Origin of the sequence: Sinorhizobium chiapasense (genome assembly GCF_036488675.1) — a bacterium.
Lineage (GTDB): Bacteria > Pseudomonadota > Alphaproteobacteria > Rhizobiales > Rhizobiaceae > Sinorhizobium > Sinorhizobium chiapasense.
The window spans coordinates 1,441,857-1,467,953 of the sequence record NZ_CP133148.1; the positions used below are offsets into that span (position 1 = coordinate 1,441,857).

General features: G+C 59.4%; 28 protein-coding genes and 6 tRNA genes. 19 read left to right on the forward strand and 15 right to left on the reverse strand.

Annotation, left to right across the window (positions count from 1 at the left end; genetic code table 11):
• Positions 1–11 precede the first annotated feature (11 nt).
• The 4 genes from radC to phaC are packed head-to-tail and all read right to left on the reverse strand — an operon-like array spanning position 12 to position 4,244.
• Positions 12–800: a RadC family protein gene (radC, locus tag RB548_RS06945; protein ID WP_331374227.1), complete on the reverse strand. Its 789-nt coding sequence runs from the start codon at positions 798–800 to the stop codon at positions 12–14.
• The gene (gene map, locus RB548_RS06950; protein ID WP_331374229.1) at positions 797–1,636 is read right to left on the reverse strand and encodes a type I methionyl aminopeptidase; all 840 of its coding nucleotides are present in this window, start codon (positions 1,634–1,636) and stop codon (positions 797–799) included. Before map ends, radC begins: the two co-directional genes overlap by 4 nt.
• 29 nt (positions 1,637–1,665) lie before the next feature.
• Positions 1,666–2,385 (reverse strand): DNA/RNA nuclease SfsA, encoded by a 720-nt coding sequence (gene sfsA / locus RB548_RS06955; RefSeq protein WP_331374230.1) that lies wholly within the window; start codon positions 2,383–2,385, stop codon positions 1,666–1,668.
• 11 nt (positions 2,386–2,396) lie between these two features.
• Positions 2,397–4,244, reverse strand: a complete 1,848-nt coding sequence (gene phaC, locus RB548_RS06960) for a poly(3-hydroxyalkanoate) polymerase subunit PhaC (RefSeq protein ID WP_331374231.1) — start codon at positions 4,242–4,244, stop codon at positions 2,397–2,399.
• Between the two features lie 212 nt (positions 4,245–4,456).
• On the opposite strand from phaC, the gene RB548_RS06965 reads away from it, so the two are divergent.
• The 4 genes from RB548_RS06965 (at position 4,457) to recJ (ending at position 9,442) form a co-directional block, all read left to right on the forward strand.
• Positions 4,457–4,762 carry an SHOCT domain-containing protein gene (locus tag RB548_RS06965; RefSeq protein WP_331374232.1) on the forward strand — a complete coding sequence of 102 codons (306 nt, stop codon included), beginning with the start codon at positions 4,457–4,459 and terminating at the stop codon, positions 4,760–4,762.
• Between the two features lie 125 nt (positions 4,763–4,887).
• The gene (locus RB548_RS06970) at positions 4,888–6,105 is read left to right on the forward strand and encodes an LL-diaminopimelate aminotransferase (protein WP_331374233.1); all 1,218 of its coding nucleotides are present in this window, start codon (positions 4,888–4,890) and stop codon (positions 6,103–6,105) included.
• Between the two features lie 79 nt (positions 6,106–6,184).
• Positions 6,185–7,507 (forward strand): homoserine dehydrogenase, encoded by a 1,323-nt coding sequence (locus RB548_RS06975; protein WP_331374234.1) that lies wholly within the window; start codon positions 6,185–6,187, stop codon positions 7,505–7,507.
• Between the two features lie 132 nt (positions 7,508–7,639).
• Complete coding sequence (gene recJ / locus RB548_RS06980) at positions 7,640–9,442, forward strand: single-stranded-DNA-specific exonuclease RecJ (RefSeq protein WP_331374235.1); 1,803 nt, start codon at positions 7,640–7,642, stop codon at positions 9,440–9,442.
• Between the two features lie 55 nt (positions 9,443–9,497).
• Here the strand turns inward: recJ and RB548_RS06985 are convergent, their stop codons facing one another.
• The 7 genes from RB548_RS06985 to RB548_RS07015 all read right to left on the reverse strand — a co-directional run bounded on the left by RB548_RS06985 (position 9,498) and on the right by RB548_RS07015 (position 13,044).
• On the reverse strand, positions 9,498–9,770 hold the full coding sequence (locus tag RB548_RS06985; RefSeq protein WP_331374236.1) for a hypothetical protein: 273 nt from the start codon (positions 9,768–9,770) through the stop codon (positions 9,498–9,500).
• A 187-nt stretch (positions 9,771–9,957) separates the two neighbouring features.
• Positions 9,958–10,033 (reverse strand) — tRNA-Glu (locus RB548_RS06990).
• 165 nt (positions 10,034–10,198) lie between these two features.
• Positions 10,199–10,273, reverse strand: a tRNA-Glu gene (locus RB548_RS06995).
• 107 nt (positions 10,274–10,380) lie between these two features.
• Positions 10,381–10,456, reverse strand: a tRNA-Glu gene (locus RB548_RS07000).
• A 173-nt stretch (positions 10,457–10,629) separates the two neighbouring features.
• Positions 10,630–10,705, reverse strand: a tRNA-Glu gene (locus RB548_RS07005).
• A gap of 141 nt (positions 10,706–10,846) precedes the next feature.
• Entirely contained in the window at positions 10,847–12,193 is a 1,347-nt protein-coding gene (locus RB548_RS07010) for a D-Ala-D-Ala carboxypeptidase family metallohydrolase (protein WP_331374238.1), read from the reverse strand.
• Between the two features lie 410 nt (positions 12,194–12,603).
• Positions 12,604–13,044, reverse strand: a complete 441-nt coding sequence (locus RB548_RS07015) for a VOC family protein (protein ID WP_331374239.1) — start codon at positions 13,042–13,044, stop codon at positions 12,604–12,606.
• A 194-nt stretch (positions 13,045–13,238) separates the two neighbouring features.
• Here RB548_RS07015 and RB548_RS07020 point away from each other — a divergent pair, with 194 nt between their 5' ends.
• From RB548_RS07020 to RB548_RS07040, 5 genes are all read left to right on the forward strand, one after another.
• Positions 13,239–13,817, forward strand: a complete 579-nt coding sequence (locus RB548_RS07020; protein WP_136507073.1) for a cold-shock protein — start codon at positions 13,239–13,241, stop codon at positions 13,815–13,817.
• Positions 13,817–14,296, forward strand: a complete 480-nt coding sequence (locus tag RB548_RS07025; RefSeq protein ID WP_331374240.1) for a DUF192 domain-containing protein — start codon at positions 13,817–13,819, stop codon at positions 14,294–14,296. Before RB548_RS07020 ends, RB548_RS07025 begins: the two co-directional genes overlap by 1 nt.
• A gap of 89 nt (positions 14,297–14,385) precedes the next feature.
• Positions 14,386–14,462, forward strand: a tRNA-Pro gene (locus RB548_RS07030).
• A 408-nt stretch (positions 14,463–14,870) separates the two neighbouring features.
• The gene (locus RB548_RS07035) at positions 14,871–15,176 is read left to right on the forward strand and encodes an ETC complex I subunit (RefSeq protein WP_136507071.1); all 306 of its coding nucleotides are present in this window, start codon (positions 14,871–14,873) and stop codon (positions 15,174–15,176) included.
• A gap of 37 nt (positions 15,177–15,213) precedes the next feature.
• Positions 15,214–15,290: transfer RNA gene (locus tag RB548_RS07040), tRNA-Arg, on the forward strand.
• A gap of 96 nt (positions 15,291–15,386) precedes the next feature.
• Here RB548_RS07040 and RB548_RS07045 read toward each other — a convergent pair.
• Entirely contained in the window at positions 15,387–16,418 is a 1,032-nt protein-coding gene (locus RB548_RS07045; RefSeq protein ID WP_331374241.1) for a sterol desaturase family protein, read from the reverse strand.
• A 396-nt stretch (positions 16,419–16,814) separates the two neighbouring features.
• On the opposite strand from RB548_RS07045, the gene RB548_RS07050 reads away from it, so the two are divergent.
• From RB548_RS07050 to RB548_RS07080, 7 genes are all read left to right on the forward strand, one after another.
• A complete protein-coding gene (locus RB548_RS07050; RefSeq protein ID WP_331375057.1) occupies positions 16,815–16,949 on the forward strand; it encodes a hypothetical protein in 135 nt (44 codons plus the stop codon).
• Between the two features lie 895 nt (positions 16,950–17,844).
• Complete coding sequence (locus RB548_RS07055) at positions 17,845–18,606, forward strand: DUF1236 domain-containing protein (RefSeq protein ID WP_331374907.1); 762 nt, start codon at positions 17,845–17,847, stop codon at positions 18,604–18,606.
• Between the two features lie 153 nt (positions 18,607–18,759).
• Complete coding sequence (locus RB548_RS07060) at positions 18,760–18,993, forward strand: hypothetical protein (protein ID WP_331374242.1); 234 nt, start codon at positions 18,760–18,762, stop codon at positions 18,991–18,993.
• A complete protein-coding gene (locus RB548_RS07065) occupies positions 18,975–19,175 on the forward strand; it encodes a hypothetical protein (RefSeq protein WP_331374243.1) in 201 nt (66 codons plus the stop codon). Before RB548_RS07060 ends, RB548_RS07065 begins: the two co-directional genes overlap by 19 nt.
• Before the next feature lie 159 nt (positions 19,176–19,334).
• On the forward strand, positions 19,335–19,667 hold the full coding sequence (locus tag RB548_RS07070) for a hypothetical protein (RefSeq protein WP_331374244.1): 333 nt from the start codon (positions 19,335–19,337) through the stop codon (positions 19,665–19,667).
• A 456-nt stretch (positions 19,668–20,123) separates the two neighbouring features.
• Positions 20,124–20,582 carry a BA14K family protein gene (locus tag RB548_RS07075; RefSeq protein WP_331374245.1) on the forward strand — a complete coding sequence of 153 codons (459 nt, stop codon included), beginning with the start codon at positions 20,124–20,126 and terminating at the stop codon, positions 20,580–20,582.
• Positions 20,583–20,713: 131 nt separating this feature from the next.
• Entirely contained in the window at positions 20,714–20,944 is a 231-nt protein-coding gene (locus RB548_RS07080) for a hypothetical protein (protein ID WP_331374246.1), read from the forward strand.
• A 243-nt stretch (positions 20,945–21,187) separates the two neighbouring features.
• On the opposite strand, the gene RB548_RS07085 is transcribed toward RB548_RS07080, so the two are convergent.
• The gene (locus RB548_RS07085; RefSeq protein WP_331374247.1) at positions 21,188–21,451 is read right to left on the reverse strand and encodes a hypothetical protein; all 264 of its coding nucleotides are present in this window, start codon (positions 21,449–21,451) and stop codon (positions 21,188–21,190) included.
• Between the two features lie 247 nt (positions 21,452–21,698).
• Complete coding sequence (locus RB548_RS07090) at positions 21,699–22,346, reverse strand: outer membrane protein (RefSeq protein WP_331374248.1); 648 nt, start codon at positions 22,344–22,346, stop codon at positions 21,699–21,701.
• Between the two features lie 276 nt (positions 22,347–22,622).
• Here RB548_RS07090 and RB548_RS07095 point away from each other — a divergent pair, with 276 nt between their 5' ends.
• The gene (locus tag RB548_RS07095) at positions 22,623–23,663 is read left to right on the forward strand and encodes a GlxA family transcriptional regulator (protein ID WP_331374249.1); all 1,041 of its coding nucleotides are present in this window, start codon (positions 22,623–22,625) and stop codon (positions 23,661–23,663) included.
• 3 nt (positions 23,664–23,666) lie between these two features.
• On the opposite strand, the gene RB548_RS07100 is transcribed toward RB548_RS07095, so the two are convergent.
• Positions 23,667–23,975, reverse strand: coding sequence for a hypothetical protein (locus RB548_RS07100; protein ID WP_331374250.1), 309 nt, complete (start codon positions 23,973–23,975; stop codon positions 23,667–23,669).
• Between the two features lie 497 nt (positions 23,976–24,472).
• On the opposite strand from RB548_RS07100, the gene RB548_RS07105 reads away from it, so the two are divergent.
• A complete protein-coding gene (locus RB548_RS07105) occupies positions 24,473–25,645 on the forward strand; it encodes a tyrosine-type recombinase/integrase (protein ID WP_331374251.1) in 1,173 nt (390 codons plus the stop codon).
• Positions 25,646–25,808: 163 nt separating this feature from the next.
• Complete coding sequence (locus tag RB548_RS07110) at positions 25,809–26,015, forward strand: helix-turn-helix transcriptional regulator (protein ID WP_331374252.1); 207 nt, start codon at positions 25,809–25,811, stop codon at positions 26,013–26,015.
• Positions 26,016–26,097 lie beyond the last annotated feature (82 nt).

Here is a 26,097-nt window from a genome sequence, read left to right on the forward strand (position 1 = left end):
CGCAGTACGCGTTAGAACAACCGAAGGCCCTTGAGGCTCGCGTGCCCGTCCTTGCCGATGATGATATGGTCGTGAAGAGCGATGCCGAGTGGCTTGGCGGCTTCGGCGATCAACTTGGTCATCTCGATATCTGCACGAGAAGGCGTCGGATCGCCGGAGGGATGGTTGTGGACCAGGATCAGCGCGGTCGCGGATAGCTCAAGTGCACGCTTGATCACCTCCCGCGGATAGACCGGCGTGTGGTCGATCGTGCCTCGCTGCTGGACTTCATCGGCAATCAGCACGTTGCGCTTGTCGAGGAAGAGAATGCGGAACTGCTCCTTGGTCTCGTGCGCCATCGCTGCATGGCAGTAGTCGATGACCGCGCTCCAGGATGACAGGACCTGCTTGTCGCGCAACTCGCTCTTCAGCATCCGGTGGCTGGCGGTGGCAATGAGCTTGAGATCAAGCGCGACCGACTCGCCAACACCCTTGACCTCCTGCAACAGATTGAGCGGCGCGCCGAAAACGCCTGCAAGTGTTCCGAAGCGGGCGAGCAGCGCCTTGGCGGTCGGCTTGGTGTCGCGACGGGGGATCAGCCTGAAGAGGATGAGTTCCAGCACCTCGTAATCCGCGAGCGCTGCATCGCCATGTTCACGGTAACGGTCGCGCAGGCGATCGCGATGGCCGTGATAATGTGCTTCCGCGGGAGGGGCAGCGTTTACTTCCGCGTCGCGGACGCGCGGCTTTTGCTGTGCAAAGAACTGCCGCTCGTCCGTCGGCTGCAGTTCGCCTTCGGAGAGGGGCGGGGTTCTCGTCACGCGTTGCCCACTGCAGCAATGCCGGGCTTGAACAGGCCGGCTGGTGAAAGCGTGAAGATCTCGCAGCCTTGCGCGGTGACGCCTACCGTGTGCTCGTATTGTGCCGAAAGCGAACGGTCGCGCGTGACGGCGGTCCAGCCATCCGACAGAACCTTCACGTGCGGCCGACCCAGATTTATCATCGGCTCGATCGTAAAGATCATGCCCTCGCGCAGCTCGGGGCCTTCATTGGCGCGACCATAGTGCAGGATGTTCGGAGCGTCGTGAAACAGCCGGCCAACGCCGTGGCCGCAGAAGTCGCGCACCACCGAACAGCGCTCGGACTCCGCATAGGCCTGGATGGCCTCGCCGATCGCACCGGTGCGTGCCCCGGGGCGCACAGCCGCGATGCCGCGCATCAGACATTCGTGCGTGACATCGAGCAGCCGTTCTGCGGCACGCTTGACCTCGCCGACGGGATACATGCGGCTGGAATCGCCATGCCAGCCATCAACGACATAGGTGACGTCGATATTGACGATGTCGCCTTCGCGTAAGGGCTTTTCATTCGGAATACCGTGGCAGACGACGTGATTGATCGACGTACACGACGATTTTGTATAGCCGCGATAGTTGAGCGTCGCGGGAAGCGCGCCATGGTCCATGCCGAATTCGAAAACGAAGCGATCGATCTCTTCTGTCGTTACGCCTGGCCTTACGCGGGGCACGAGTTCATCCAGGCAACGCGCGGTCACCTGACAGGCCTTGCGCATACCTTCGAAATCATCCGGCCCGTAAAGACGGATAACGCCGGTGTTCTTGTAGGGGGCAGCGCCGGCCTCGATATAGGTTACCATTACAGAACTTTCATTGTTTCATGCGCATGTCATAAATCAGCGAGGGCGGTTTCGTCCACTAACATTGCCGCCGTCGGTGCTATTTGCGAGGGCGATATCGCGCATTTGATGGCATAGGCCTCGACGCCGCGTTTGGCAGCGCGTTCGAATGCACGAGCATAGACCGGATCGAGTTCGCGGCATATCCGGAAGACATCGCAATCGTGTCTTTGGACAAGATAGAGCATGATTGCGCGGTGGCCGGCTTCCACCATGTCGCCGAGTTCTTCGAGATGTTTGGCGCCTCGCTCAGTCGGACTATCGGGGAATTCGGCGAGGCCCCGGTCGCGGCTGAAGTGGACGTTCTTCACCTCTACATAGGCAAGTCCCTTTGTCGGGTCGCTGAGAAGGATGTCGATCCTGGAGTTGCGGCCGTATTTCTGCTCGCGCCGAAGTGTCCCATAGGTGTGAAGGTCACCCACAAGTCCTGCAGCGATCGCTTCCTCGGCAAGCCGGTTCGGCAGTCCGGTGTTGATGCCGACGAGTGTTCCGTCGGCTTCGACGATCTCCAGCATATGGCGGTATTTCCGCGTCGGGCTGTCGTGCTCCGAGAGCCAGATCTGCGAACCCGGGGTGGTCAATCCGCGCATCGAGCCGGTGTTCGGGCACGAGCCGGTAATCCTCGTTCCATCGGTGAGAACGGCGTCGAATAGAAAGCGCTTGTAACGCTGCACGAGCGTGGCTGGAACGAGCGGGCGGGAGAAATTCACGTGTGATCCGATCAGGCCCGGGCGCGCACGTAGGAACCCGGTGCTTCCTCAAGCGAGTTGAGCGGGCCGCCAGGTTTACGGGCCGGAACGCGCTTCCTGTCGAGCTTTTCAACCCAGCCATGCCAGTGCGGCCACCAGGAGCCCGGTGTTTCCTTTGCCCTGCCCAGCCATTCCTCGACGTCACCCTTGGCCGGACCACCAGTCCAGTATTGATATTTGCCCTTGTCCGGCGGATTGACGACACCGGCAATATGACCCGAGCCCGACAGAACGAAGGTGACCTTGCCGCCGAAGGAACTACTGCCGAGGAATACCGATTTGGCAGGCGCGATGTGATCTTCTTTCGTCGCCAGGTTGTAGATGGGGATCTTGACGTCACCGAGCGATATTTTCCGGCCGGCCAGCACCATCTCTCCCTTGGAAAGCTTGTTCTCCAGGTAGCAGTTGCGAAGGTAGAAAGAGTGGTTGGCTGCCGGCATCCGCGTTGAATCGGAATTCCAGTAAAGCAGGTCGAAGGGGAGAGGTTCCTGTCCCTTCAGATAGTTGTTGACGAAATACGGCCAGATCAACTCGGACGCCCTGAGCATGTTGAAGGCGGTGGCCATCTTCGAGCCTTCGAGATAGCCGGTCGCACTCATCTTGCGTTCGATCTGGCTGATCTGGTCATCGTCGACGAAGACCTTGAGGTCTCCCGCATAGGTGAAGTCCACTTGCGTCGTGAACAGTGTCGCAGAGCGGATACGGTCATCGCCTTCGGCGGCGTGGAGCGCCAGCGTCGCAGCAAGCAATGTGCCGCCGACACAGTAACCGATGGCATTGACGTCACGTTCGCCGGTCGCCTGCTCAATGATGTCCAGGGCAAAGCCGATCCCTTCGCGCGCATAGGCTTCCCAGCCCTTCGAGGCATGGCGTTCATCGGGATTGACCCAGGAGATGACAAACACGGTATGGCCCTGGTCGACAGCCCATTTGATGAAGGATTTCTGCGGGTTGAGATCGAGCACGTAGAACTTGTTGATCCACGGCGGGCAGATCAGCAGCGGCCGCTTGAGCACTGTCTCCGTGCTCGCTTCATACTGAATAACCTGGCAGACATCGCTCTGAGCGATCACCTTGCCTGGTGTGATCGCAATGTTTTCGCCGATGGCGAACTTGCTCGTATCCGTCTGCCGCAACCTGAGATCACCGCGCCCGGCAGCGATGTCTTCCGCAAACATCTGCATTCCCTTGACGAGGTTGGCACCGCTGGATGCCACGGTTTCGCGATAGAGTTGCGGATTGGTCGTTACGAAATTGGTTGGCGACAGGGCGCTCGATATCTGGCGCACGTAAAATGCCGCCTTGTGCTTGGTGTGGTCGTCGAGCCCCTCCGCATCGTTGACCATTCTCTCCGCCCAGTCCGAGGTTGCGAAGTAGGCCTGGCGAATGAAATCGAAGAACGGATTCTTCACCCAATCCTCGTCCGCAAAGCGCTTGTCGGTGCGCTCGATGCTCGTCGGATCCGCGGCGATATCGCCGGCCATGCGCTGGATCGTACGTGACCAGATGTCAAAGAAGCTGCCCATGAGATGCGTCTGGGCTTCGAGTGTCCGACGCGGATCGGAAAGCCAATACTCCGAGATCTTGGAGAGCGTCTTGACCATGTCGGACACGGGCTCGGCAAACACATCGGTCTTCTCGCCGGTTTCGCGCGGGGCAAGCCATGCGGAGGCGGCCTTGCCGAGTTGTTCTGCTGCGCGGGCCAGGTTGACGGCCAGGCCTTCCGGATCCCTGACGATGTAAGGCTCGACCGATTTCGGATCAAAGCCGGCAAAACCGCTCTTACCACCGCCGTCCTCGGCCTTCCTGTCTGCTGTCACCCGGCGTCCTCCACAGCATCTTATCTGTTTTGCATTTTTACATTCTGCCCGAAAATGATTACAAGGGCTAGAGCGTTCAGCTTTCCAATGGAATCACAGGAAGCGAGTAAATCGCTTTGAATTCAAGCGGTTAAAGTGTCACCGGCGTGTCTTTTTCGGGCGTGGGTGCACTGGTCCATCGTCGCGCCGGAAAAACAGGGGTCATCGCCAGCATGCTTGTCGTCGGAAAACAGGGCTCGGGTTCTTGGGTTTTGGGGTTGCTTCTCGCGAGCGCCCTTGCCGGATGCAGTTCGACTGCCAATCTGGCTACCTTTCCATCCGTCTACGGGCAAAAGCCGGCCGCCGCCGCCCAAATGAGCGATGAGGACGCGGTCTCGATGCAAACCCGGTTGACGGCGCTTGCCGCTGCCCGCCAATCCGGCTCGATCTCCGAGGCCGAATACCAGCGGCGCTTGAAGGAATTGCAGTTGCTGGCCGAGCAGCACGGCGCCGACACGCTGAAACAGATCGAGAATTAGCGCTTGCCTTTCAAGTGATTTGGACGCAAAGCGTTGAATGGCCGCGATGACGGCCGTTCACCACCGCGTTTGCTTCCGCGAAAGCCGAACGGCTCGTGGAGGCTTGCGCCAAACGAGGTTTGGAGATGGAAGAGTTTCACAAAGTCCGGCGTTTGCCGCCCTATGTTTTCGAACAGGTCAACCGTTTGAAAGCAAGCGCGCGAGCGGCCGGTGCTGACATCATCGACCTCGGCATGGGCAATCCGGATCTTCCGACCCCGCAATCGATCGTCGACAAGCTTTGCGAGGTCGTCCAGGATCCGCGCACACATCGTTACTCGTCATCGAAGGGTATTCCCGGGCTGCGTCGGGCTCAGGCCGCCTACTATGCCCGTCGCTTCGGCGTCAAACTCAATCCCGAGACCCAGGTCGTCGCGACGCTCGGCTCCAAGGAGGGATTCGCCAATATGGCGCAGGCGATCACCGCGCCCGGTGACGTCATCCTGTGCCCGAACCCGACCTATCCCATCCACGCCTTCGGTTTCCTGATGGCAGGCGGCGTCATCCGCTCCATTTCGGTCGAGCCCGATGACAGCTTCTTCGGACCGTTGGAACGGGCCGTGCGGCATTCGATCCCGAAGCCTCTGGCGCTGATCCTCAACTACCCGTCGAACCCGACGGCACAGGTGGCCACGCTCGACTTCTACAAGGAAGTCATCGCGTTTGCGAAGAAGCACGACATCATCGTGCTCTCGGATCTCGCCTATTCGGAAATCTACTTCAATGACGCGCCGCCACCCTCCGTGCTGGAAGTGCCTGGCGCGATCGACGTCACGGTCGAGTTCACGTCGATGTCGAAGACGTTCTCCATGCCCGGCTGGCGCATGGGCTTTGCCGTCGGCAACGAGCGGCTGATCGCGGCGCTGACGCGGGTCAAGTCCTATCTTGACTATGGCGCGTTCACGCCGATCCAGGTTGCCGCGACGCAGGCGCTCAACGGTGACGGCAGCGACATTGCCGAGGTGCGCAACATCTACAGGCGCCGGCGCGACGTGATGGTTGAGAGCTTCGGCAAGGCGGGCTTCGAAGTGCCGCCGCCTCCGGCGACCATGTTTGCCTGGGCAAAGATCCCCGAGAAGTTCCGTCATCTGGGTTCGCTCGAGTTCTCGAAGCTTCTCGTCGAAAAGGCGGATGTCGCCGTCGCACCCGGTATCGGCTTCGGCGAGCAGGGCGACGATTATGTCCGCCTGGCGCTCGTGGAGAACGAACACCGGATCCGGCAGGCGGCGCGCAATATCAAGCGCTTCCTGTCTGCGGCCGATGAGACGATGCACAACGTCATCTCGCTTAACGCACACCGGTAGGAAATCGGGTAAGCCCCGATATCCAAACCAGAATAGCCCCGCCACATCTGGCGGGGCCTCTACATGTTAGGAACTTGCTATGTCAGATGCCCTCAAAATCGGCATTGCGGGCTTGGGGACCGTTGGTGCCTCGCTCGTGCGGATTCTCCAGGATCGTCATGAGATGCTGGCGACCACGTGCGGGCGGGCGATCGAGATCATGGCGGTGACGGCGAGGGACCGGTCCAGGGACCGTGGCGTGAACCTTGCAAATATCAAGTGGTTCGACGATGCGGTTTCGCTGGCGTCCGGGGCGGATATCGACGTTTTCATCGAATTGGTGGGCGGTGCCGGAGATCCGGCCTATTCCGCCGTCAAGGCCGCGTTGCAGCGGGGCATTCATGTTGTCACCGCCAACAAGGCGCTGCTGGCCGCCCACGGCATCGAGCTTGCAGGCATTGCCGAAGAGCATGGCGCATTGCTCAACTATGAGGCCGCGGTTGCCGGCGGCATTCCGGTCATCAAGGCACTTCGCGAATCGATGACGGGTAACACCGTCTCGCGTGTCTATGGCATCATGAACGGCACCTGCAACTACATCCTGACGAAGATGGAGAAGGAGGGGCTTTCGTTCGAAGATTGCCTGAAGGAAGCCCAGCGCCTGGGCTATGCCGAGGCGGATCCGGCCTTCGACATCGAGGGCAACGATACGGCGCACAAGCTCTCGATCCTGACCAGCCTCGCCTTCGGCACCGCAATCGCCGCCGATGACATCTATCTCGAAGGTATCACCAACATCTCGATCGAGGACATCCAGGCGGCCGCCGACCTCGGTTACCGGATCAAGTTGCTCGGTGTTGCGCAACGCACCGAAAGCGGCATCGAGCAGCGCGTTCATCCGACGATGGTGCCTTACGATTCCGTCATCGCGCAGGTCGACGGTGTAACGAACGCGGTCGCGATCGAGTCCGATATTCTTGGCGAGTTGCTGATGGTCGGCCCGGGCGCCGGCGGCAATGCGACCGCTTCGGCTGTGCTTGGCGACGTCGCCGATATCGCCAAGAGCCGCCCCGGCGCGCAACACGTACCGGCTTTCGGGCGCCCGGCGACCGCATTGCTGCCGTACAAGCGGGCCCGCATCCAAAGCCATGAAGGCGGCTATTTCATCCGGCTGAAGGTTCTCGACCGTACCGGCGTCTTCGCCAACATCGCGAGGCACATGGCCGAAAACGATATCTCGCTCGAATCGATCATGCAGCATTCCAAGCACTACGTGGATTCTGCAGAACCGAAGACGATCATCCTGGTCACCCATGCCACGCATGAAGCTTCCGTGCGCAAGGCGATCGTCGCCATCAAGGGCGAGGGTTATCTTGTCGGGGAGCCGCAGGTCATCCGTATCGAGCGCCCAAAGGCGGGCTGATCGCCGTCTGACGCATTAAAACTGTTGAGAAACGGCTCCGACAGGCCTTCGGCCCGCCGGAGCCTTCTTCATTCGGGTTCTTCCAGCCCGAAATGTCCGCTAAGAACAGAGGAATGCAGGCGGACAAATAGCATGGACGTATTGGCGGATCCGATCCAACGGGCATTTCTCGGCGTCGAGCGCTCGGTCAGCGGACAGCGTTGGGTATCGCGTCTGGATCAAGCCGGGCAGAACCGGGCGTTGGCGATCAGCCAGGTCCACGGCTATTCCGAGATGATCGCCCGCGTGTTGGCCGGCCGCGGCGTAGCGCTCGACGATGCCGCCGCCTTTCTTGACCCGACGCTTCGCGCGCTGATGCCCGATCCGGACACCTTGACCGACTGCCGCAAGGCGGCCGAGCGGCTGGCGCTGGCGATACGCCGCCGCGAGAGAGTGGTGGTATTCGGGGACTATGACGTCGACGGCGCCGCCTCCTGCGCGCTGATGGTCCGCTTCCTGCGCCATTTCGGAGTCGAGGCTGACATCTACATTCCTGACCGCATCTTCGAAGGTTATGGCCCTAATCCGCAGGCGATCGAGCAACTGCTCGACAACGGCGCCAATCTTATCGTCACCGTCGACTGTGGTTCGACCAGCCACGAGTCCCTCGCGGTTGCCGCCCACCGCGGTACCGATATCGTCGTCATCGACCACCATCAGGTGGGTTCTTCCCTTCCACCTTGTCACGCGCTCGTCAATCCGAACCGCGAGGACGACCTCTCCGGCCAGGGGCATCTGTGCGCAGCCGGCGTTGTCTATCTTGCGCTCGTCAACACCCTGCGGGTACTGCGCGGCCAAGGTGACCCGCGTGCAGTTTCCTTCGATCTGTTGGCGCAGCTTGATCTTGTCGCATTGGCAACTGTCTGCGACGTGGTGCCGCTCAAGGGGCTCAATCGCGCCTATGTGGTCAAGGGCCTGATCGCCGCCCGTCATATGGGCAATCCGGGGCTCGCAGCGCTCCTCCGCAAGGCTGCAATCGGCGGCCCTGTGACGCCCTATCACCTTGGGTTCCTGATCGGCCCGCGTATCAACGCGGGCGGACGAATCGGTGACGCCGCGCTCGGTAGCCGGCTGTTGACGCTCGACGATGCGGTGGCCGCCGAAGCGATCGCCGGCCGGCTCGATGAACTCAACCGCGAGCGCCAGGCCATGGAGGCGGCGATGCTCGCCGAGGCCGAAGCGGAGGTGCTGGCGGAATACGGGACCGGCGAGGGGGCATCGGTGATCGTCACGGCGCGGGAAAGCTGGCACCCTGGAATCGTTGGCCTCATTGCAGCACGCATCAAGGAAAAATTCCGCCGGCCGGCCTTCGCAATCGCCTTTGATCCGAGTGGACGAGGCACGGGATCGGGGCGTTCGATCAATGGTTTTGACATGGGCAGGCTGGTGCGGGCGGCGGTCGAAAGCGGTCTTCTCGTCAAGGGCGGCGGCCATGCGATGGCTGCCGGCTTAACGGTCGAACGCGCGCATCTCGGCAGGCTTCGTCAGTTTTTCGAAGAGCGGGCCGAATCGGTGGTGCGCGATCTTGTGTCCACGGAAACCCTGAAGGTAGACGGCGCGCTTGGCGCGTCGGGCGCTACGATCGAGCTGGTCGATCTGCTGGAGCAGGCCGGCCCTTACGGTTCCGGACATCCGCAGCCGGTCTTCGCCTTTCCGCAGCACCGGCTGCGCGACTCCCGGCAGGTCGGCTCCAATCACGTCAAGGTAACGCTCGAGGGCCAGGATGGCAGCCGGATCGACGGTATTGCCTTTCGCGCCGCGGAAACACCTCTCGGCGACTTCCTGCTCCGCGGCCGCGGCTCTACCATGCATGTCGCGGGATCGGTTTCCGCAGACCTCTGGCAGGGAACCCGACGCGTCCAGCTGCGCGTGACCGACGCAGCAAAGGCGATCTGACGAATTCGAGAATCGATGAAGGTTTTGCGCATCGTGCTCTTGAAGCGCGGCCGCATCATCGGAGATGGATGCCTTCGGGTGCCCCGATCTGCGGTACGATCGTTGGGTCGGAGAAATTGCGGTAGCCGAGAAGCGGAACGTCGCATTTCAGATCAAACTGGCCGACGGGGGCCTTGCGGACACAATCATTCATCGTTCGGTACGGATGGCCCGCTATCTGATGGGTTCCAGGCGTGGGCTTGATACTTCCTGTCATGGCGGTGCACGAGACGAGCGCCGCACCATAAAGCACGCAGGCAGCAATCAATCTCGAAGCGAGATGCTCCATGGATGGCCCCCTGTTTCAACCCGGCCGCGCTGGAGCCGGCCCGGGCCAAGCCTCGCAGTATATCAGAAAGCGCTCAAGATAGGGGCGTATGCGCCGAAAGGCGCAAGGTGTCCGGCTGCCTTGACCGGAATCTTCGGTCGGCTTGCGCCGAGCCCGTGTAACTATTTGATTTGATTGTATTGGAATATGGCACGCCCAACGGGACTCGAACCCGTGTTTCCGCCGTGAAAGGGCGGCGTCCTAGACCGCTAGACGATGGGCGCCCAAGACGAGGTGGCTTATAGAGAGCACTTCGGATTCCCGCAAGTGAGCGAGAGACATTAAGTTCAATTTTTTGCGGGAAACTTGTGGAGGTTCGGCGCGATCGGAAGCGGCAAGCGTTCGTTCGCTGCCACGTGTCATTTACATCGCCAAGAGCGAGATCGGATTGGTACGCCCAACGGGACTCGAACCCGTGTTACCGCCGTGAGAGGGCGGCGTCCTGACCGCTAGACGATGGGCGCGCTAGACGAAATGCACATATAGCTCAAGCTTTCGAATTTCCCAAGCCCCGCCGCAAGCGACGATGCGCAAAAACGCTTTGCAACATACAAAAAAGAAACGGAAGCAATGGCACGCCCAACGGGACTCGAACCCGTGTTTCCGCCGTGAAAGGGCGGCGTCCTAGACCGCTAGACGATGGGCGCCCAAGACGAGGTGGCTTATAGAGAAGCCTTTTGGTTCCCGCAAGTGATCAGCTGCCGCCAAATCGATTTTTCCTGCGGAAAAGTTCTTGAAAGTTTACGTCTTCTTCGGGCAAGCATAAACGCGATGCGAAAACGCACCCCAGAAGTATCCAGTAACTATATCGAAGAAAGAATGGCACGCCCAACGGGACTCGAACCCGTGTTTCCGCCGTGAAAGGGCGGCGTCCTAGACCGCTAGACGATGGGCGCCCAAGACGAGGTGGCTTATAGAGAGGCCTTTGGATTCCCGCAAGCGGCTAAATTCATTTTTTTAAAAAAAATGACAGCACGATCGGACGGGCTTTCTTCACGCTTTGCGAGCGCTTTTGCCAGCGCAACGATCGCGAGCCGTCAACCCTTACGCCGGCGGCAGCGCCAGTTCCAGTCGCGCTCGGGACCGATATCGATGTGAACCGATTCCGTGTGGCAATAGGTGCCGACGCCGCCTCGGCCCGGAATGCTGCGCAGGAAGCTCGCGAGCTCCCACTTGTTGACACCCTTGACCTGGATGTCGGCGGCTTCGCATCGCGTGTGGAGAGACTGGCGTTTCCGGTTGACCTTGATCGCCCTCAGGCCGGAGGTCACCATGACCCTCTGGCCGTAGTGTCTCTCGACCGTCCTCAACATCTCGAGAAGTTCCGGCTTGAAGCAGCCGGTCTCCACGCTCTCTGTCTGCAGCACAAGGCCGTTCGGCGCGAGACGGGCGAGACCGGATAGAGCCGCCGTCTGGACTGGTGCGTCCTCCTCGTCGGCGACGTGATCTTCATGCTCCATGCTGAAAAGCGGATTCATGTTGACGCCAGGCAACGAACTGTAGGCGAGCGAGGCGACTTGCGGCTGGCTCGCGTTGCTGGCCGTGATGGTCTTCTTCTCCGCCTGCTGGACGGTGCGTTCGCCGTCGGCCCGCGGCTTCTCCTTTCGCTTCGGCGCAAAGAGGCTTGCGAGCGTCCAGGTCTTTGTCCTTTGCTGCCTCTCGCCCTCTTTTTTCGCCGGATCGGCCGGTTGACCGGGATTCGCATGCGGAAGTGCCGCCGGATCCACCGAGGCAACTTCTACAGGCTGCAACTCCACTGGCATTTTGCCGGACAGTGCCGCTTGCGCGCTGAGCGGGAGCGGAACGACGAGAGGAAGGTCGTTTCCGGCGCCTGTCGCCGGTTCGCTCGCGGCCGGGTCTGCGACGGTCTGCACTGCTGCCGGCGTCTCGTTGCTGGCGCCCTCTTGCGATGGAGCGGCGGGCTCGGTCACGGTTTGCCCGTTGCTGAAGAGACTGTTGTTTGTGGCATTGACCGTTGTTGGTTGCGGCAGGATGGCGTTGCCGGGCGCTGCACCCGCCGCCTGGTTGGCATCCGGTTGCCCTTCAGCCGTGGCGGTGGGTGTTTGTCCGTAAATGCTGGACGAGGTGGCGCGCAGGCCCGTGCTTTGCATCGTCAACGATTGCTGTGTCGCCGCCGGATCGGCCTGGGCAGCAACGCTCGTAGCCTGCGGCGCGACTGTTCCCTGCTCAGCCGCGATCTGCGCCTCGCCGGCATCGCTTTCGGTCTCAGCGGTCTGCGACGGTGTCGCCGATTGCTGCGGCTTCAGGGAAGCCACCTCGTCGCCGGTAGACGACATGCAACCTGCCAATGCGAACAATGATACGGACAATGCGACCGCGCGTCCGAACGTCACGAACGAGCATTTCCCCTCCAGATGTTGCAACGTCTTATCCCCGCTCTCCGTGCAGGTCCGAGGCTTTCGCCGTCGCACATGCATTAAGTCTCAGTTCCGAAACATCGCCCCAGAACAAACAACTCATTTTCCTCGCGGTGAGCAAAAGCCACACCACGGGAAAGGTCAGGCCAAGTAAAGGGCTTTGACGCCGCAATTGATTGCGAAGCAGAACCCCGTTTCAACGTCTGGTGCGCAAAGTTAATGAACATCGCGCAATTTGTAAACCTGCACTAACCTTTTTGTGCCTTCACAATAGATACGCAAAGGCCCGGCATCCTGGCCGGGCCTAAGATCATTCGCCGATGTTTCCGATCTTTGGGGCTTCGCCTTGGGTGCCGTGCCAAACGGACCGAGCCGAAGGCACGGTTGGACGCTAGTCAGCCGAAATTGCGCGGAGCTTACCAGCTGCCGGTATTAGCCATCGAAGCCCAGGGCTCCTGCGCGGGCAGATGCTCGCCTTTCTGCAAGATCTCGATCGAAATTCCGTCCGGTGAGCGCACAAAAGCCATGTGCCCGTCACGCGGAGGACGGTTGATGGTCACGCCATTGTCCATCAGATGTTTGCAGAAGCCGTAGATGTCGTCCACTTCGTAGGCGAGATGGCCGAAGTTGCGGCCGCCGGTGTAGTCCTCCGTGTCCCAGTTATAGGTGAGTTCGAGGCAGGGGGAGCCCCCGTCCTTGGCCTGGTCGAGATCCGCAGGCGCGGTGAGAAAGACCAGTGTGAACCGGCCTTTTTCGTTTTCGTACCGACGGATTTCCCGGAGGCCGAAGAGCGTGCAGTAGAAGTGAAGAGCCTTGTCCAGGTCCTTCACACGAACCATCGTGTGCAGATAGCGCATTGGGTTGTCCCTGTTTCTGAGAATATGGCGTATACTTAGCCTGCAGCAAGCCAGAGGCAAGGCTGCGTCCCCATAAATGACCCCGGCCAAAATATGTCGAGGGACTTGCGCATGCGCGGCGGGACGATGTTATTCTGGTCAATAAGAATCAGTTAACCGTATCAAGAGTTGCGCGTAAACGAGGGGCTGGGAGAATGGCGGATAGAACATCTTCGAAAGACGTCATCCACAATGACGACTTTGGCAATGACGCCCTTGACCTCATCGAAATTACCGGCGTTATCAAGTGGTTCGACGTTGCAAAGGGCTTCGGCTTTATTGTGCCCGACAACGGCATGCAGGATGTATTGCTGCATGTTACCTGCCTGCGGCGCGACGGCTATCAGACGGTTCTTGAGGGTGCGCGCGTCGTCGCGCTTGTTCAGAAACGGGACCGCGGATACCAGGCTTTCCGCATTCTCTCGATGGATCAGTCGACTGCCGTTCATCCTTCGCAGCTTCCCCCGGTCAGAACACATGTTCAGGTCACGCCGACCAGCGGCCTGGAGCGCGTGCTCGTAAAGTGGTTCAACCGCACCAAAGGTTTTGGTTTCCTGACGCGCGGTGAGGGGACCGAAGACATCTTCGTGCACATGGAGACGCTGCGCCGTTTCGGGCTCACGGAACTGCGGCCCGGGCAGGTGGTGCTGGTGCGCTTCGGCGACGGCGAAAAGGGTCTCATGGCAGCGGAAATTCATCCCGACGGCCCGACGCCAACCAACCGGTCGCATTGATGGCTTCGTCTCTCAACATATTTGCAAGAAGCGCCGTCGCGGCGCTTTTTTTGTTGTCGCTGTTCGTTTCCGCGGTTTTCGCCGACGTTTCCTTTGGGCGTGACAAGGTCCGTCTTTTGACAGCGGCGGGCGCCCACGACCTGACGGTCGAACTCGCGGTCGACCCGGGCCAGCGCGAGCAGGGACTCATGCACCGCCGGCAGATGGCGCCCGACCACGGCATGCTGTTCGATTTTGGCGAGACGCGCCGGGTAATGATGTGGATGAAGAATACCTATTTGCCTCTGGATATGCTCTTCGTTGCGCACGATGGAACGGTACGCACGATTCATGAAAACGCGGTGCCGTTGTCCGAGGCGATCATCGATTCCGGCGAGCCGGTGGCATTCGTGCTCGAGCTCAACGCCGGTACGGTGAAACGACTCGGTATAAAGCCGGGCGACCGCCTCGAAGGTTCCCGGATCCCGGCCGCAAACTGAGCGCGACGGGTTTGCCGTGCCCTTCCGCCGAGCACAAAATTCATGTTGCAGGCACGAGGCGAAGCGTGTATCTCCGGGCCTCGTTGGTACGGAGTGTAGCGCAGTCTGGTAGCGCATCTGGTTTGGGACCAGAGGGTCGGGAGTTCGAATCTCTCCACTCCGACCACCTAATTTCATGAAATCATTGATATTTTGGCGTGTCGTTTTTAGCGACTCGCCTGCGCCCGTGTGAGAGAGCACGGCGCGCGCTCTGAGGCACAAGAGAAGCTCTGCTCTGATCCGTTCCCACTGGTTCGCAACCAACGGGTTGGACGCGCCGGTAGCGCATTTCCAGTCGGCACCGCAAGCTGTCGGAAAAGCGTCATTTTCCCATCATCGGTCATTCCGTTTTGGATCAATCTGCGCTAAGGGAAGACGCACGGCGGGACCAAAAGCCAGGCTGTGCTGCTGCACAATTCCTTAATTCGAGTCGATTTAAACTCAGGAATTATGCAGCAAATAAACGTGTTTCAGCGATCGTTGGCATGTGAAAGCCGCGGCGCTGCGATGGAATAAACGGGAGCCGTTCGAGACAATGTCCGCGAAGATCTATCGTCCTGCAAAGACAGCCATGCAGTCCGGCAAGGCCAAGACGCATCTGTGGGTGTTGGAGTTCGATCAGGAAAAACCGCGTACCATTGACCCGATCATGGGATATACGAGCTCCGGCGACATGCGCCAGCAACTGCGGCTCACCTTCGAGAGCGCGGAACAGGCCATCGCCTACGCTGAACGCAACGGCATCGACTACCGCGTGATCGCGCCGAAGGATTCGACGCGCAAGAATGTGTCCTATTCGGACAATTTCCGTTTCAACCGGATGCAGCCCTGGACCCACTAGAGGTTCCTGGTAAGTCCGCGAGAGGGCAACGCCCAACGGCCCCTTAGCTCAGCTGGATAGAGCACCTGCCTTCTAAGCAGGTTGTCGCAGGTTCGAGTCCTGCAGGGGTCGCCAAACTACCATCTAAATAATTGAGTTTGCTACAGGTTTGACTTTGGTGCAGCTAAAGCTTGTTCGTAAGGCCTTCCGAAGCGGCTCGCGAGACGCTCCCTATAGTCTTCCTTCGTGCAGACCTCGGCCATCGCGAGCCGGGTCCAACCGTACATGGCCATCGTCGGGCTGGCGTTCCCCTGTGGCTGGTCGCTCATCGTAGGGGCAGCCTTCTGGGCTGTGCCCGGCCGCCTGATGTAGATCGCCGTCTGCGGCCCGACTGAATTTGAGCGGCAGTTCCTCCTCCTCGAACTTCCTCACGCGCTGGTCGTAGTTCGGCGAAATCGTGCCCAGCACGCGATCCCAGAACGAGAAATAGTTGCCGTAGTTGTATCGAAATCCCGAATGATGCTGGTCGTGGAAAGTCGTGCACAGCAAGGGGGACGGATAACGGGTTGTCGATGAGGCGAAATATTCGAACCCGCAGTGTCCGAACATGCCGTTGAAATGTTCGAACAGCCTCTGTGCGATGAGAATCGCTGGCGGAAACGGCACAACGAACACGATTGCGGCTGAGAACCCCTGCAATAGAAAATTGTCGAAGACATCCTCCGAATAGGTGCTCCAGATCGTTGGCGCGACACTCTTATGATGAAGTGCGTGCAGCGGGTAGAGCCACTTCGTATGGAGCAATCGGTGCATGAAATAGAACCAGGTATCGTAGAGAAACATGCACAGGATAAAAAGCGGGACCGCGGCCCACCAAGTGAAAGCCCAGGGCGCCGGCGTCCAGCCCTTTTGCTGGGCGTAAAGGCCGATGGTCAGCGGCAGGCAAGCGCTGAACATTGAAGCCAGGCTCTGGCGGATTTCCGCATTGCGACGTTTGTCGGAACCGCGCCCCTTCTGAATCTTTCGTTCAGGATTGCGGTTGTTGACCCAGGTGAGACCATAACCAAGGGCGAAATAGGTAGCGACCGTCGTGGCGTAGAATCCGAACAGAAACAGAAGATGGGACAGTTCGTCCGACATCGGCACCCGCAGCCCCCGAGCTAAAATCGCGCCGCCGGAACATGCCATGCCGTTCTGGCAATTCAAAGTGGAAATGCGCGCGTCGGCAAGACTGCGGGAGGTCGCCTCGGCCGCGGCCTCCACGTGGAGGATCTTTATTTGGGAGATATTTCTCGATTCCCGCCTGCGCACCCTCCGGGCCGAAGCCGGCTTGCTGTTCCGGCTTGTTGGCGGCTGATTCGGGCTCCAGGGCCCGTCAACACGCAGCGACAGACAAAAGATCAGCCGTCATCGTGGCGCGAGAGGCTAGCCTGCGCAGTAGCTTCCGCTGTTCACGTTGACAAATCTAGATTTAGCGATCTCTAAACATTGAATGAACGCAAAGCGAACAATCGCCAAACGGTTGCAGAACATGACATATTCGTCACATTGGTGTAGTGTGTGCGCCCCTTCAGCGGCACTGAACCACTAAAATCTGAGAGTTGAGCCGACATGATCGAAGCGCCAATATTCCTTCTGCCTGAATTCGGGGAGATGACTATGGACGCCGATCTGACCGAGTTGTTCATGGGGATAGGTGCGGCATTGCTCGTGCTTGTGACATTGGTCGCGATTGCACCCGAGGTCGGGGGGCCGACTGATACCGTTGCAGTCTCTATTGCATCTGCATCGTAGAAAGTCTTTCCCGCTGGCGTTTTGACGTGTTGGTCGGCGTCAGACCCCTGCCTGCAACGGGAATGACCTCCGATTTCTCGCTTGTGTCCTTTGCGCCCAGTGGCTGAACGGTGGTCGGCGCGATCGACTTCGTCTGGGTGTTTCTTGCGACCAGCGGGTTGATGGACGCAGGCAGACTTTCTCTGCTCCGCTTGGTTTCCGCGGTGGCCCAACTTCTCCTTCTGAGTTGAGGAAGGCGAAGGCGGGTTGCTCATCGGCGACCCCTCCGCAGTGGCACCATTCAACAAAAAAGGCCGGGCTGAACCCGACCTTCCTGCAGCCATTGCCAGTACATCCGTGGTCAATGACAGTATGGCTATTTTCTTAGCTGCTGAACGTGACGTGAGCGTGACAGAGGCGTGATGCGATCAGTGGTCCCGATATTGCAGATCAATGTGGATGAAGCCGACGAGAGCGTCTTGATGCCGAGCCGCTGATCGACCATCACAGTTGAGATGAGCCCGCAGGCGCGTAAACGTTGCCCATGCGGCACCGCCGCTGGTCGAAGCTCGATATCGCGCCCGAGTTCGGCTTCCTGACGCACCGCGCCGAACCATCGCCTCGGCGCGAGAAAGAGATGGAGGTCCCAGAACGGGGCAGAAGGGACTATTGGGGCGTCGCTCTGGGACCTCGCGCGTTCACGCCGGCATTGGGGATAACCGCCGTTGGCGCTCAACGGCTGCAATATGTGTCAGGAGCGACATTCCGCAACGGCCTTAGGACCTATGGCTGTGCCGCGTGGGACTAAGGTCCGATACATGCCCTTTTTGGGGCTGCCTTCGACGGGATCGCCGGAACACTCTTGAACCCGACGGGTTCGGCTTCGGAAGGGATTTTATTTGGAGTGCTTCCGATGATGAAAGGTATCCTTATAAAGAGCGCAATTGCTTTGAGCCTGGGCGTCACCTACACGCCTGCTCTCGCGCAGACCGAGCAGCCGGCACAAGGTCAATCCACCGAATGCCCGGCAGGCACCGAATGTCCGCAAGGCGGTGCCCAGGGCCAGCAGCCTGATGCGCAGGGCGGCACAGTTCAACCGGACGGTGAAGGTACCGGACAGGGCCAGCAGCCTATGGACGAGCCGCAGCCTGACGCTGAGCAGGGCGGAACCGGACAGCAGCTGCAGCAGGATCAGCAATCGCAACCCGATACCGGCACGCCCGAGCAACAACAGCAGCAAGATCAAGTCGCGCCCGAACCAGAGCAGCCGGACCAACCCGACGCCGAACAGCAGCCTTCGGAAGGACAAACGGACCAACAGCAACCCGATCAGGGTCAGACCGAGCAGCCGCAAGGCGGAACCGGTCAGCCCGCTGAGGGTGAATCGCAGCAGACCCAGCAGGGTCAGGACTCTGATGGCGGCGATGTCAACGTGACGGTGGAGCAGAAGACGGAAATCACGCAGATCGTCAAAGAGGAGAACGTCGAGCCCGTCGACGTTGATTTCAACGTGACGATCGGCACGGCCGTTCCCGAAACCGTCGAACTGAGGCCTCTCCCGCAGCGTATCGTGAGGATCGTGCCAAGATACGAGGGCTACCGCTTCTTCGTCTTGGCCGATGGCCGGATCGTAATCGTTGAACCCTCGTCGCTTAAAATCGTCGTGATTCTGGCATAGCGCTTCCGGACCAGGACGCCCGTTACGATTTCAGCGGAGCCCGATTTCGCACCCGCCCATGTGGTTTTTCGGCCTTGGCGCATGGGCAGCTGCGGAGCAAGGCGGCGGAAGTTCTGGGCTTTGGTCTTGTTAGTCTGGTCAGGAGGAGTGCGCATGCCACCGCCAAAAGAGATGGATTTCGTGTTGGCCAGTCTTCCCTTGAGGATAGGGACCTACGTTCCCGATGATCTCATTGAGGACTGGTTCGGTCCAGGCACAGGAATGAATCCGCCGGCTCACGCGGCACTGGCGGAAGCTGCGTCCTATGGCCGGCGATTCGAGTGTGAATTCAAGCATTATCCCGAACGCAAGGAGGGCGTTTTCTGGAAATGGGTACCAGCGATTTAAATCAGGGCGCGTTGGAGGCGAAAGCGATCGCTGCGGTCGCTGAAGAACTTGAGCGGCAAGCCGCTGAAGATCCTTCGAAGCTGCGTGTCAGCCGAACCAGGGGCAAACTCACTGTCAATGGCGAAATCGATGTCGACGCGGTGGTGATGGTGGTCGTCGGATCAATGGCAGGTGGTCCGTGAGGCACAGAATTGACGGGCAGCCGGAGAGGCTGACGCGCCAATGCGGTGTTCATGCAGTGGTGGTCGGCGGACTGGCTTCGGGCGGCCGCACTGGAACTTTATCCGTCCAGCATCGTTGAGGTTTAGCAACGACTTAAATGAGGACATGGAGGAGAAGCCATGAACATCGGTAAGGTTCTTGCGACCGGATTGACCATGGCCGGCGCCCTTATGGCCCTGCCATCCGCTTCGCCGGCCCAGTCTCTGGACTTGTATATTGGCCCGGGCGGGCCTGACGTGCAAATGCGCGATCGGGAGTATGACCCCGACAACTATGGATCTTATCGCGGTTGCAGCGAACGCCAGGCCATTCGCCGCGCCTACAGGCTGGGGCTAAGTGATCCCGAAATTGAAGCCGTTACGCGCAGGCAGGTCGTCGTCGACGGCGTCGGACGCCGCGGCCTCACGACCGTATACTTTGCAAATCGGCCAGGCTGCCCCCGTATAGGCTGAGGCTGAGCGATCGCCTCCCGATCTGCTACCGAGCAGGGTCGGGGGAGTCGGTCACGTGTATCGAAAGGCCGCTGGCCGATCGAATGGAACCGGAAGGCCTGCCGTAGCGCTTGCGCGCAATGGCAGGCCTCTCACTGAGTCGACACTGCAGCGCCGCGCGTCGTATCAGATGCTCAAAGGTCTCTAAATCGAGGTCGATTCAAGGAGGCATGCAGTAGCAGCCAAGATATCGCCCGCTGCCAGGATATTGCGGATCCGAGCTGCAAATCACTCCGTTCGCCAGAAGTCTGACCGCAGTCGCGCCCGGCGATTCCACCGCACCGAGTCGCGAATGCAGCCTCATTGGTCTCCAATTTCCTCACGATGTGCATCGTCATCGACTTCTGTGGGCGTTCATGCCCGGTTCAGTCGCGGCAAGGAAAGATCGCCCGATCGGAAACAGATTCGGTGATATGAATGAAGAAGATCGGTGTATTCGTCCTTGCGGCGCTTACGGCATTCACCAGCTACGCGCCGGCGCAGGCCATGCCCTTTGCGCCGGTGTCGCAGCCGAACCCGAGCGGGATCGAATTGGTCCACCATAAGCCCTGGCACCATGGCGGACCGCGTCACGGTTGGCGCGGCGATCACGGGCCTCGTTACGGTCATTACAACGGCTATCGCGGTTATCGCCACCACCGGGACGGCTATCGTCGGCACAGTGACGGATGGTGGTATCCGGTGGCGGCGTTTGGAGCGGGCATGGTCATTGGGGGTGCGATCGCAGCGCCGCCACCGCCGCGACGCGTCTATGCGGATGGGAGCCGCGCTCATGTCGATTGGTGCTATGCGCAGTACCGCTCATACCGGGCATACGACAACAGCTTCCAGCCGTACTACGGCCCCCGCCAGCAGTGCGTCTCGCCCTACTACTGAGCGTGCCCAAGCTGATTGTTACGCGACGTACTGAATCGGATCAGCAGCTCAAAGTCACCGCGCCGTGCGTCTCAATGACGTGCGGCGCGGTCTCATCCGCCAGGCGAGCGCAGCGAGTAGGAAAGCCTACTGTGGTGTCGCGGGTTGCTGTGGCGTTGCCGGTTGGGCTGGCGTTTCCGGTTGCGCTGGCGTTGCTGGTTGCGCTGGCGTTTCAGGTTGTGCTGGCGTTTCCGGTTGCGCTGGCGTTGCCGGTGGCTCTGGTGTTGCCGGAGGCGTTGCTGGTTCCGTCGTCGTTGGAGCGGGAGTCGTTTCGGTTGTCTGTGGACCGGTTCCTGGCATCAGATATATTACGGCAAGGATGATGAGTGCGACAACGATGATGCCGATGACCACATTTCTGTTCATGGCGACTCCTCCTCAGGTTGGTCGTCTCAACGTGAATATTGGGCCAGAAGTCAGATTTTTCAACCAGTAGAATTAAAGGCGCCCTCAATCTACCGAAGACTGCAGCGGCGTTCTTAGGTCATGCTAGCAGTAGAGGGCCTTGATTTTACAATGATTCGCGCGGAACTTGTACTGCGGCGGCTGCCCCGCAGGCAGGATTCTTATTCGGTTTTTGGCGGAACTCGTCGATCCAAGAGCTTCTGGAAGATCTCCGCCTGTTTTTCCGCAGCTGAACGAATCGCGGCGAGATGATCGAGCATCGAGCCGAAGGCAACCAGAATGAGTCCGCCGGCTATTGCAGGGAACGCCCAGGGGAGCACGGTGAGCAGGGTCCTGATATCGAGAGAGGGTATCAGCGTCATTGCAAGCAAAGCGAGCGTGCCGATCGCGATGACGCCGCCCAGAAATTCGAGAAACTTTCCCATTGTTCCTCCCGGTTTTCATTTGCCTTCGTGCGTTGGTTCCCCGGGCCGCATCGCCCGCCACCTGGCGCCCGGCCGGTGGTCTTGTCCTCAGAAAAAACCCCCGGGAGTGGCGGCCGGGGGCGTCGATCGAAACGATCTTACTGCATGATTCCTTAATTCGTAGCCGATTCAAGCATAAAAACATGCAGCAAATCAAAGTGCTACAGCGTCCTTTGCGCGTCTGATAAGACGCGCGGCGCTGTAGACGTCAGAATTTCACGCCGACGCCCACGGTGAACTGATGTTGGTCGAGATCGACATTGACACCGTTGACGTCCTCGTCGCCGAAATCATTGTAACGATACTCGGCGCGACCGAAGACGTTGTTGGTGAAGCCATAGTCGACGCCGCCGCCGATGGTCCAGCCGTTGAAGGTCTCCTTCTCCTTCGGCGCGCCGGGAACATCGACGAAGCCGCGGGTCACCGCCCAGCCGCCGGTCGCGTACAGCAAGGCTTTTTCATTCAACGTGTAGCCGACGCGCCCGCGCACCGATCCGGAGACATCGGTTCCGACCTCGGTGTTCGCGCCAAAGACGTTGATGGTCTTGTCGTTCCAATTGTAGGTGACATCTCCTTCGATACCGAGAACCCAATCACCCTGCTGGTAGTTGTAACCGGCGAACGCGCCGAAGAGGCCGCCGCTGAAGTCTTCAGAGGCACTTGCCCCGGGGACACTTAAATCGCTGTTGAGCCATCCGCCGCCGCCCTGAAGGCCAACATAGCCGCCGGTCCAGACGAATGTGGGGGCAGCTTCGACAACCGGCGCTGGCGCTGGAGCCTCCGTCAGGTCTGCTGCGTTAGACGTTCCCGCCAGCAGCGACGCGCCGAAGATCGCAACAAGCACGGTTCTGCTCATTCCAGATGCCTCCTGTTGTCTAATTGCGGAGAGTATCAACTAATAGGGAACGAGTCTGCCAAAAATCAGTTCGGTCGCATCCCATGCATCGCGCAAAGAAAAAACGGACCGGCGGGTTGGATTCCGACCGGCCCGTCCCGGAAAAATCGCGGAAAGGGGAACGTCTCTGCGCGGGGCTGCAAAATGCCGCGCGAAGGGAGATCGATTGCCTATCGATAATGCCTGAATGGTGATTTTGGAATTGACATATCACGCATCAAATTTGACGTTATCCGCATGTCACAACGCGTCGAAAAACAATCTCCGATTGAGGTCGTGGTCGTCGTCCTGCCGGAGTCGTCGATCATGTCGCTGGCCTCGGTATTGGATCCTATGCGCGCAGCAAATCGCGTGGCCGGCAGACAGGTCTTTCGCTGGCGGCTCCTGTCCGGCGATGGAGAGGCGGCCATGCTGACCTGCGGCGTTCCGATCAATGTCGAAGGTCGGTTCGCGCCGCCGCTCGGCGGTGATCTTCTCCTGGTGATCGGCGGCTTCAATCTTCATAGGCACGCCGGGAAGCGGTTTCTGGCGACGCTGCAGGAGTGCGCCCGTCACTTCGATATCGTGGCGGGGATCGAATCCGGCTGTTGGCTGCTCGGGCGGTCGGGGCTTATCAATGGCCGCAGGGCAACGGCGCATTGGGAAGAACTCGAGGATTTCAGCCAGACTTTCCCGGCGCTTACCGTTATCGGTGACCGCTTCGTAACCGACGGTAAATATTGGACCTCCGGCGGCGCTTCACCGACATTCGACATGATGCTGCACCTGATCACCGAGAGGTTGGGGCCGGCCCTGGCGCTCGATGTGGCAAGCATCTTCGTTTACGACCAGATGCACAGTGCCACCGATGTGCAGCCTTTCGTGTCGCTTGGCCGCATCGAGGCGAGCGATCCGGAGCTTGCCGGCGCGATAAGGCTGATGGAGCGCACGCTGGAGCGGCCGTTGACCGTTGCGGCGTTGGCGCGGCGGCTATCCATCTCACGGCGCAAGCTCGAACTCCTCTTTGCAAGGGGGCTCTCGATCAGTCCCGCGGCCTATTATCTCCGCCTGCGGCTTCAGGTGGCGCACCGGCTTGTTCGCGATTCGGCGATTCCGATACGCGACATCGCCCTGCGTTGCGGCTTCGATAGCCTCTCGGCCTTCTCGCGCGCTTACAGCCGCGAATATCAATCGAGCCCGTTGAAGATGCGAAGTGTCAACCGCGGAGAAATTTCTCTACGCGGGGAAGTGGCACACGGTCGTGGAGGCAATTCGCTCCCGGCTTCAGACGCGGGATAGGCGTCAGCGGGGCGACCGGGACGACCGGGCCGACTCGCTCGCCGCGCAGGCCCGTTCGAACTCCTTGACCGTTTCGGGCGTGTTGTCCCCGGGCAATACGGCGTCGGCGGCGTCGGTCTGGGCCGTGGCGTCGCCTTCATAGACATAGGACTGTATGTAATAGGCGATTTCACCCTTCCAGACCTTGCGGCCGTCTATCTGCTCACAGGCGACGGCGTGTTCGAAATCCGCTTGCAAGTCGTCCACCGAGGCGACGTTCGAGAGCACGTTCGTGGGCGCCAGGAGCGAAGCGACGAACAGGGCGGTGAACATGGGGGCTGTCCTTTTGACGCAAGCTTGAGGGGAAACAGTTGGAGGGCTCATTGGTTCCAACTGATAGAGACCGGATTGCGCACGTAAGGAAGAGCGAATTTATCGAGCCCGAGCTTTATCCGCCGCGCGATGTGTATGAGCCACAGTTCGAGATTCGTCGAACGTTAGGTGTCATTTCGATCATCGTGATTTCGAAACACGGGACAATTGCCGGGTCCAATTGTTGTCCTGACGCGGAGCAAAGGTGATGCTTTACCTGAAGTATCTTCAGTAAACTATTGATATATTTGGTGAGCGCGCAGGGATTCGAACCCTGGACCTACTGATTAAAAGTTTGACGGTCCCGACGTGCTGCGATTGGATTGAAAATCAATAACACGCGGAAATGCTTTGAAAAACACGGGATTAATGTCCGTGTGGTTCCCGGAGATTCTTGAGCTTTCCGCCAGATTCGCTTACTATGTGCTTACTGAACCAATTCTAGTAAGCAGGATCACATGTCCAAGATTACGAAGCGGCTTGTCGAGTGCACAAACCCCGAAGCCAAGGACGTTTTTGTTTGGGATGAGGAGCTGGCGGGCTATGGCCTGAAGGTCACGCCGAAGGGGCGAAAGGTTTTCGTGCTGCAATACCGTATCGGACGACAGTCGCGGCGTATGACACTTGGCCTCTTTGGTCATATCACGGCCGATCAAGCCCGGTCGCAGGCACAGGCGGCATTGCGCAAGGTTTCCAGGGGTGAAGACCCCATGGCCGAACGAGAGGCGAAGCGGGAGGAGCAGAACACCGGCGAACTACTGGACCAGTTCCTAGCGCAACATGCAGACGCGAAGCTTAAAGGCCGCTCCAGTGAGGAATACCGGCGCCTAGTCGAGAAGCTAATCCCGAACAAATTGCGCCGAATGCCGATCACGGAGGTCTCGCGCCACAACATCGCGCAGCTCCACAATCAGCTTTCGGCCACGCCCTATCAGGCTAATCGCCTCTTGGCCGTGCTGCGGAAGTTCTTCAATTGGTGCGAAAAGAACGGATTTCGTGGCGATTTGACGAACCCGGCTCTTCACGTCGAGCTTTTTAAGGAACGGAAGCGGGAGCGGTTTCTTTCTCCGGCTGAACTTGCCCACCTGGGAGAGGTCCTGACAGAGGTCGAGCGTGAAGGAAGTGCAAGCCCGTTTGTCATTGCAGCAATCCGGCTTTTGATCCTGACGGGTGCCCGCCTCAATGAAATTCTGACGGTGCAATGGGATTGGGTAGATTTCGAAAATTCATGTGTCCGCCTGCCAGACTCTAAGACCGGCGCGAAGACCATTTATCTCAGCCCGCCCGCCTCACAGGTGCTGGCGTCAGTCCCGAGGCTTGAAGGCAATCCCTATGTGATCTGTGGCCAGCGCGTAGCCTCCTGCCTTGTAAACCTGCAAAAGCCATGGAGCGCCATACGGCAACGGGCAGGGCTGGGAAACGTCCGCATCCATGATTTGCGCCATTCCTTCGCGTCCATTGCGGTCGCCAGCGGCATGTCTCTGCCGATGATTGGAAAGCTTCTTGGGCATTCGCAACCGCAGACCACGGCGCGCTATGCACACTTGGCAGATGATCCGATGAAGCATGCAGCCGGCCAGATTGGGAAGCAGATCAGTATCCTTCCTGGGCTTCGCGTTGTCTCTTCTTAGTGTGCGAAGCAACATGACGAAAAGCTTATGTCTTTCTCGGTGGCTGCGTGAATCTTCGTGGGATAACTGGGCATAAAGCATTGATTTGGATGAAAAGTCCGCACGATTCTTCTATAGTCCTGGTGTTGCCGCCTCCCAAGGCAGACCGGAAAAAGGAAAATCGATGGACCATCTTATTAGCGCCGATGAAGCAGCGAACATCCTCAATATTTCACCTTCCACGCTGGCAAAAATGCGTCTCTCCGGCGCGTCGCCGCGTTTCGTGAAACTTGGAAGGCGGGTGGCCTATCGCCCGTCTGATCTGGAGGCCTGGATTGCAGCGCAAAGCTTCAATTCGACTTCAGAGTACGGCGGAAAAGCTATCGTCTGAAGTTCGCACCGGCCAGCAATCGGACGTCGCCAAACAGACCGATTGCCGCCGGAGGTCACAATCACCCCGCATTGGAAGAAAG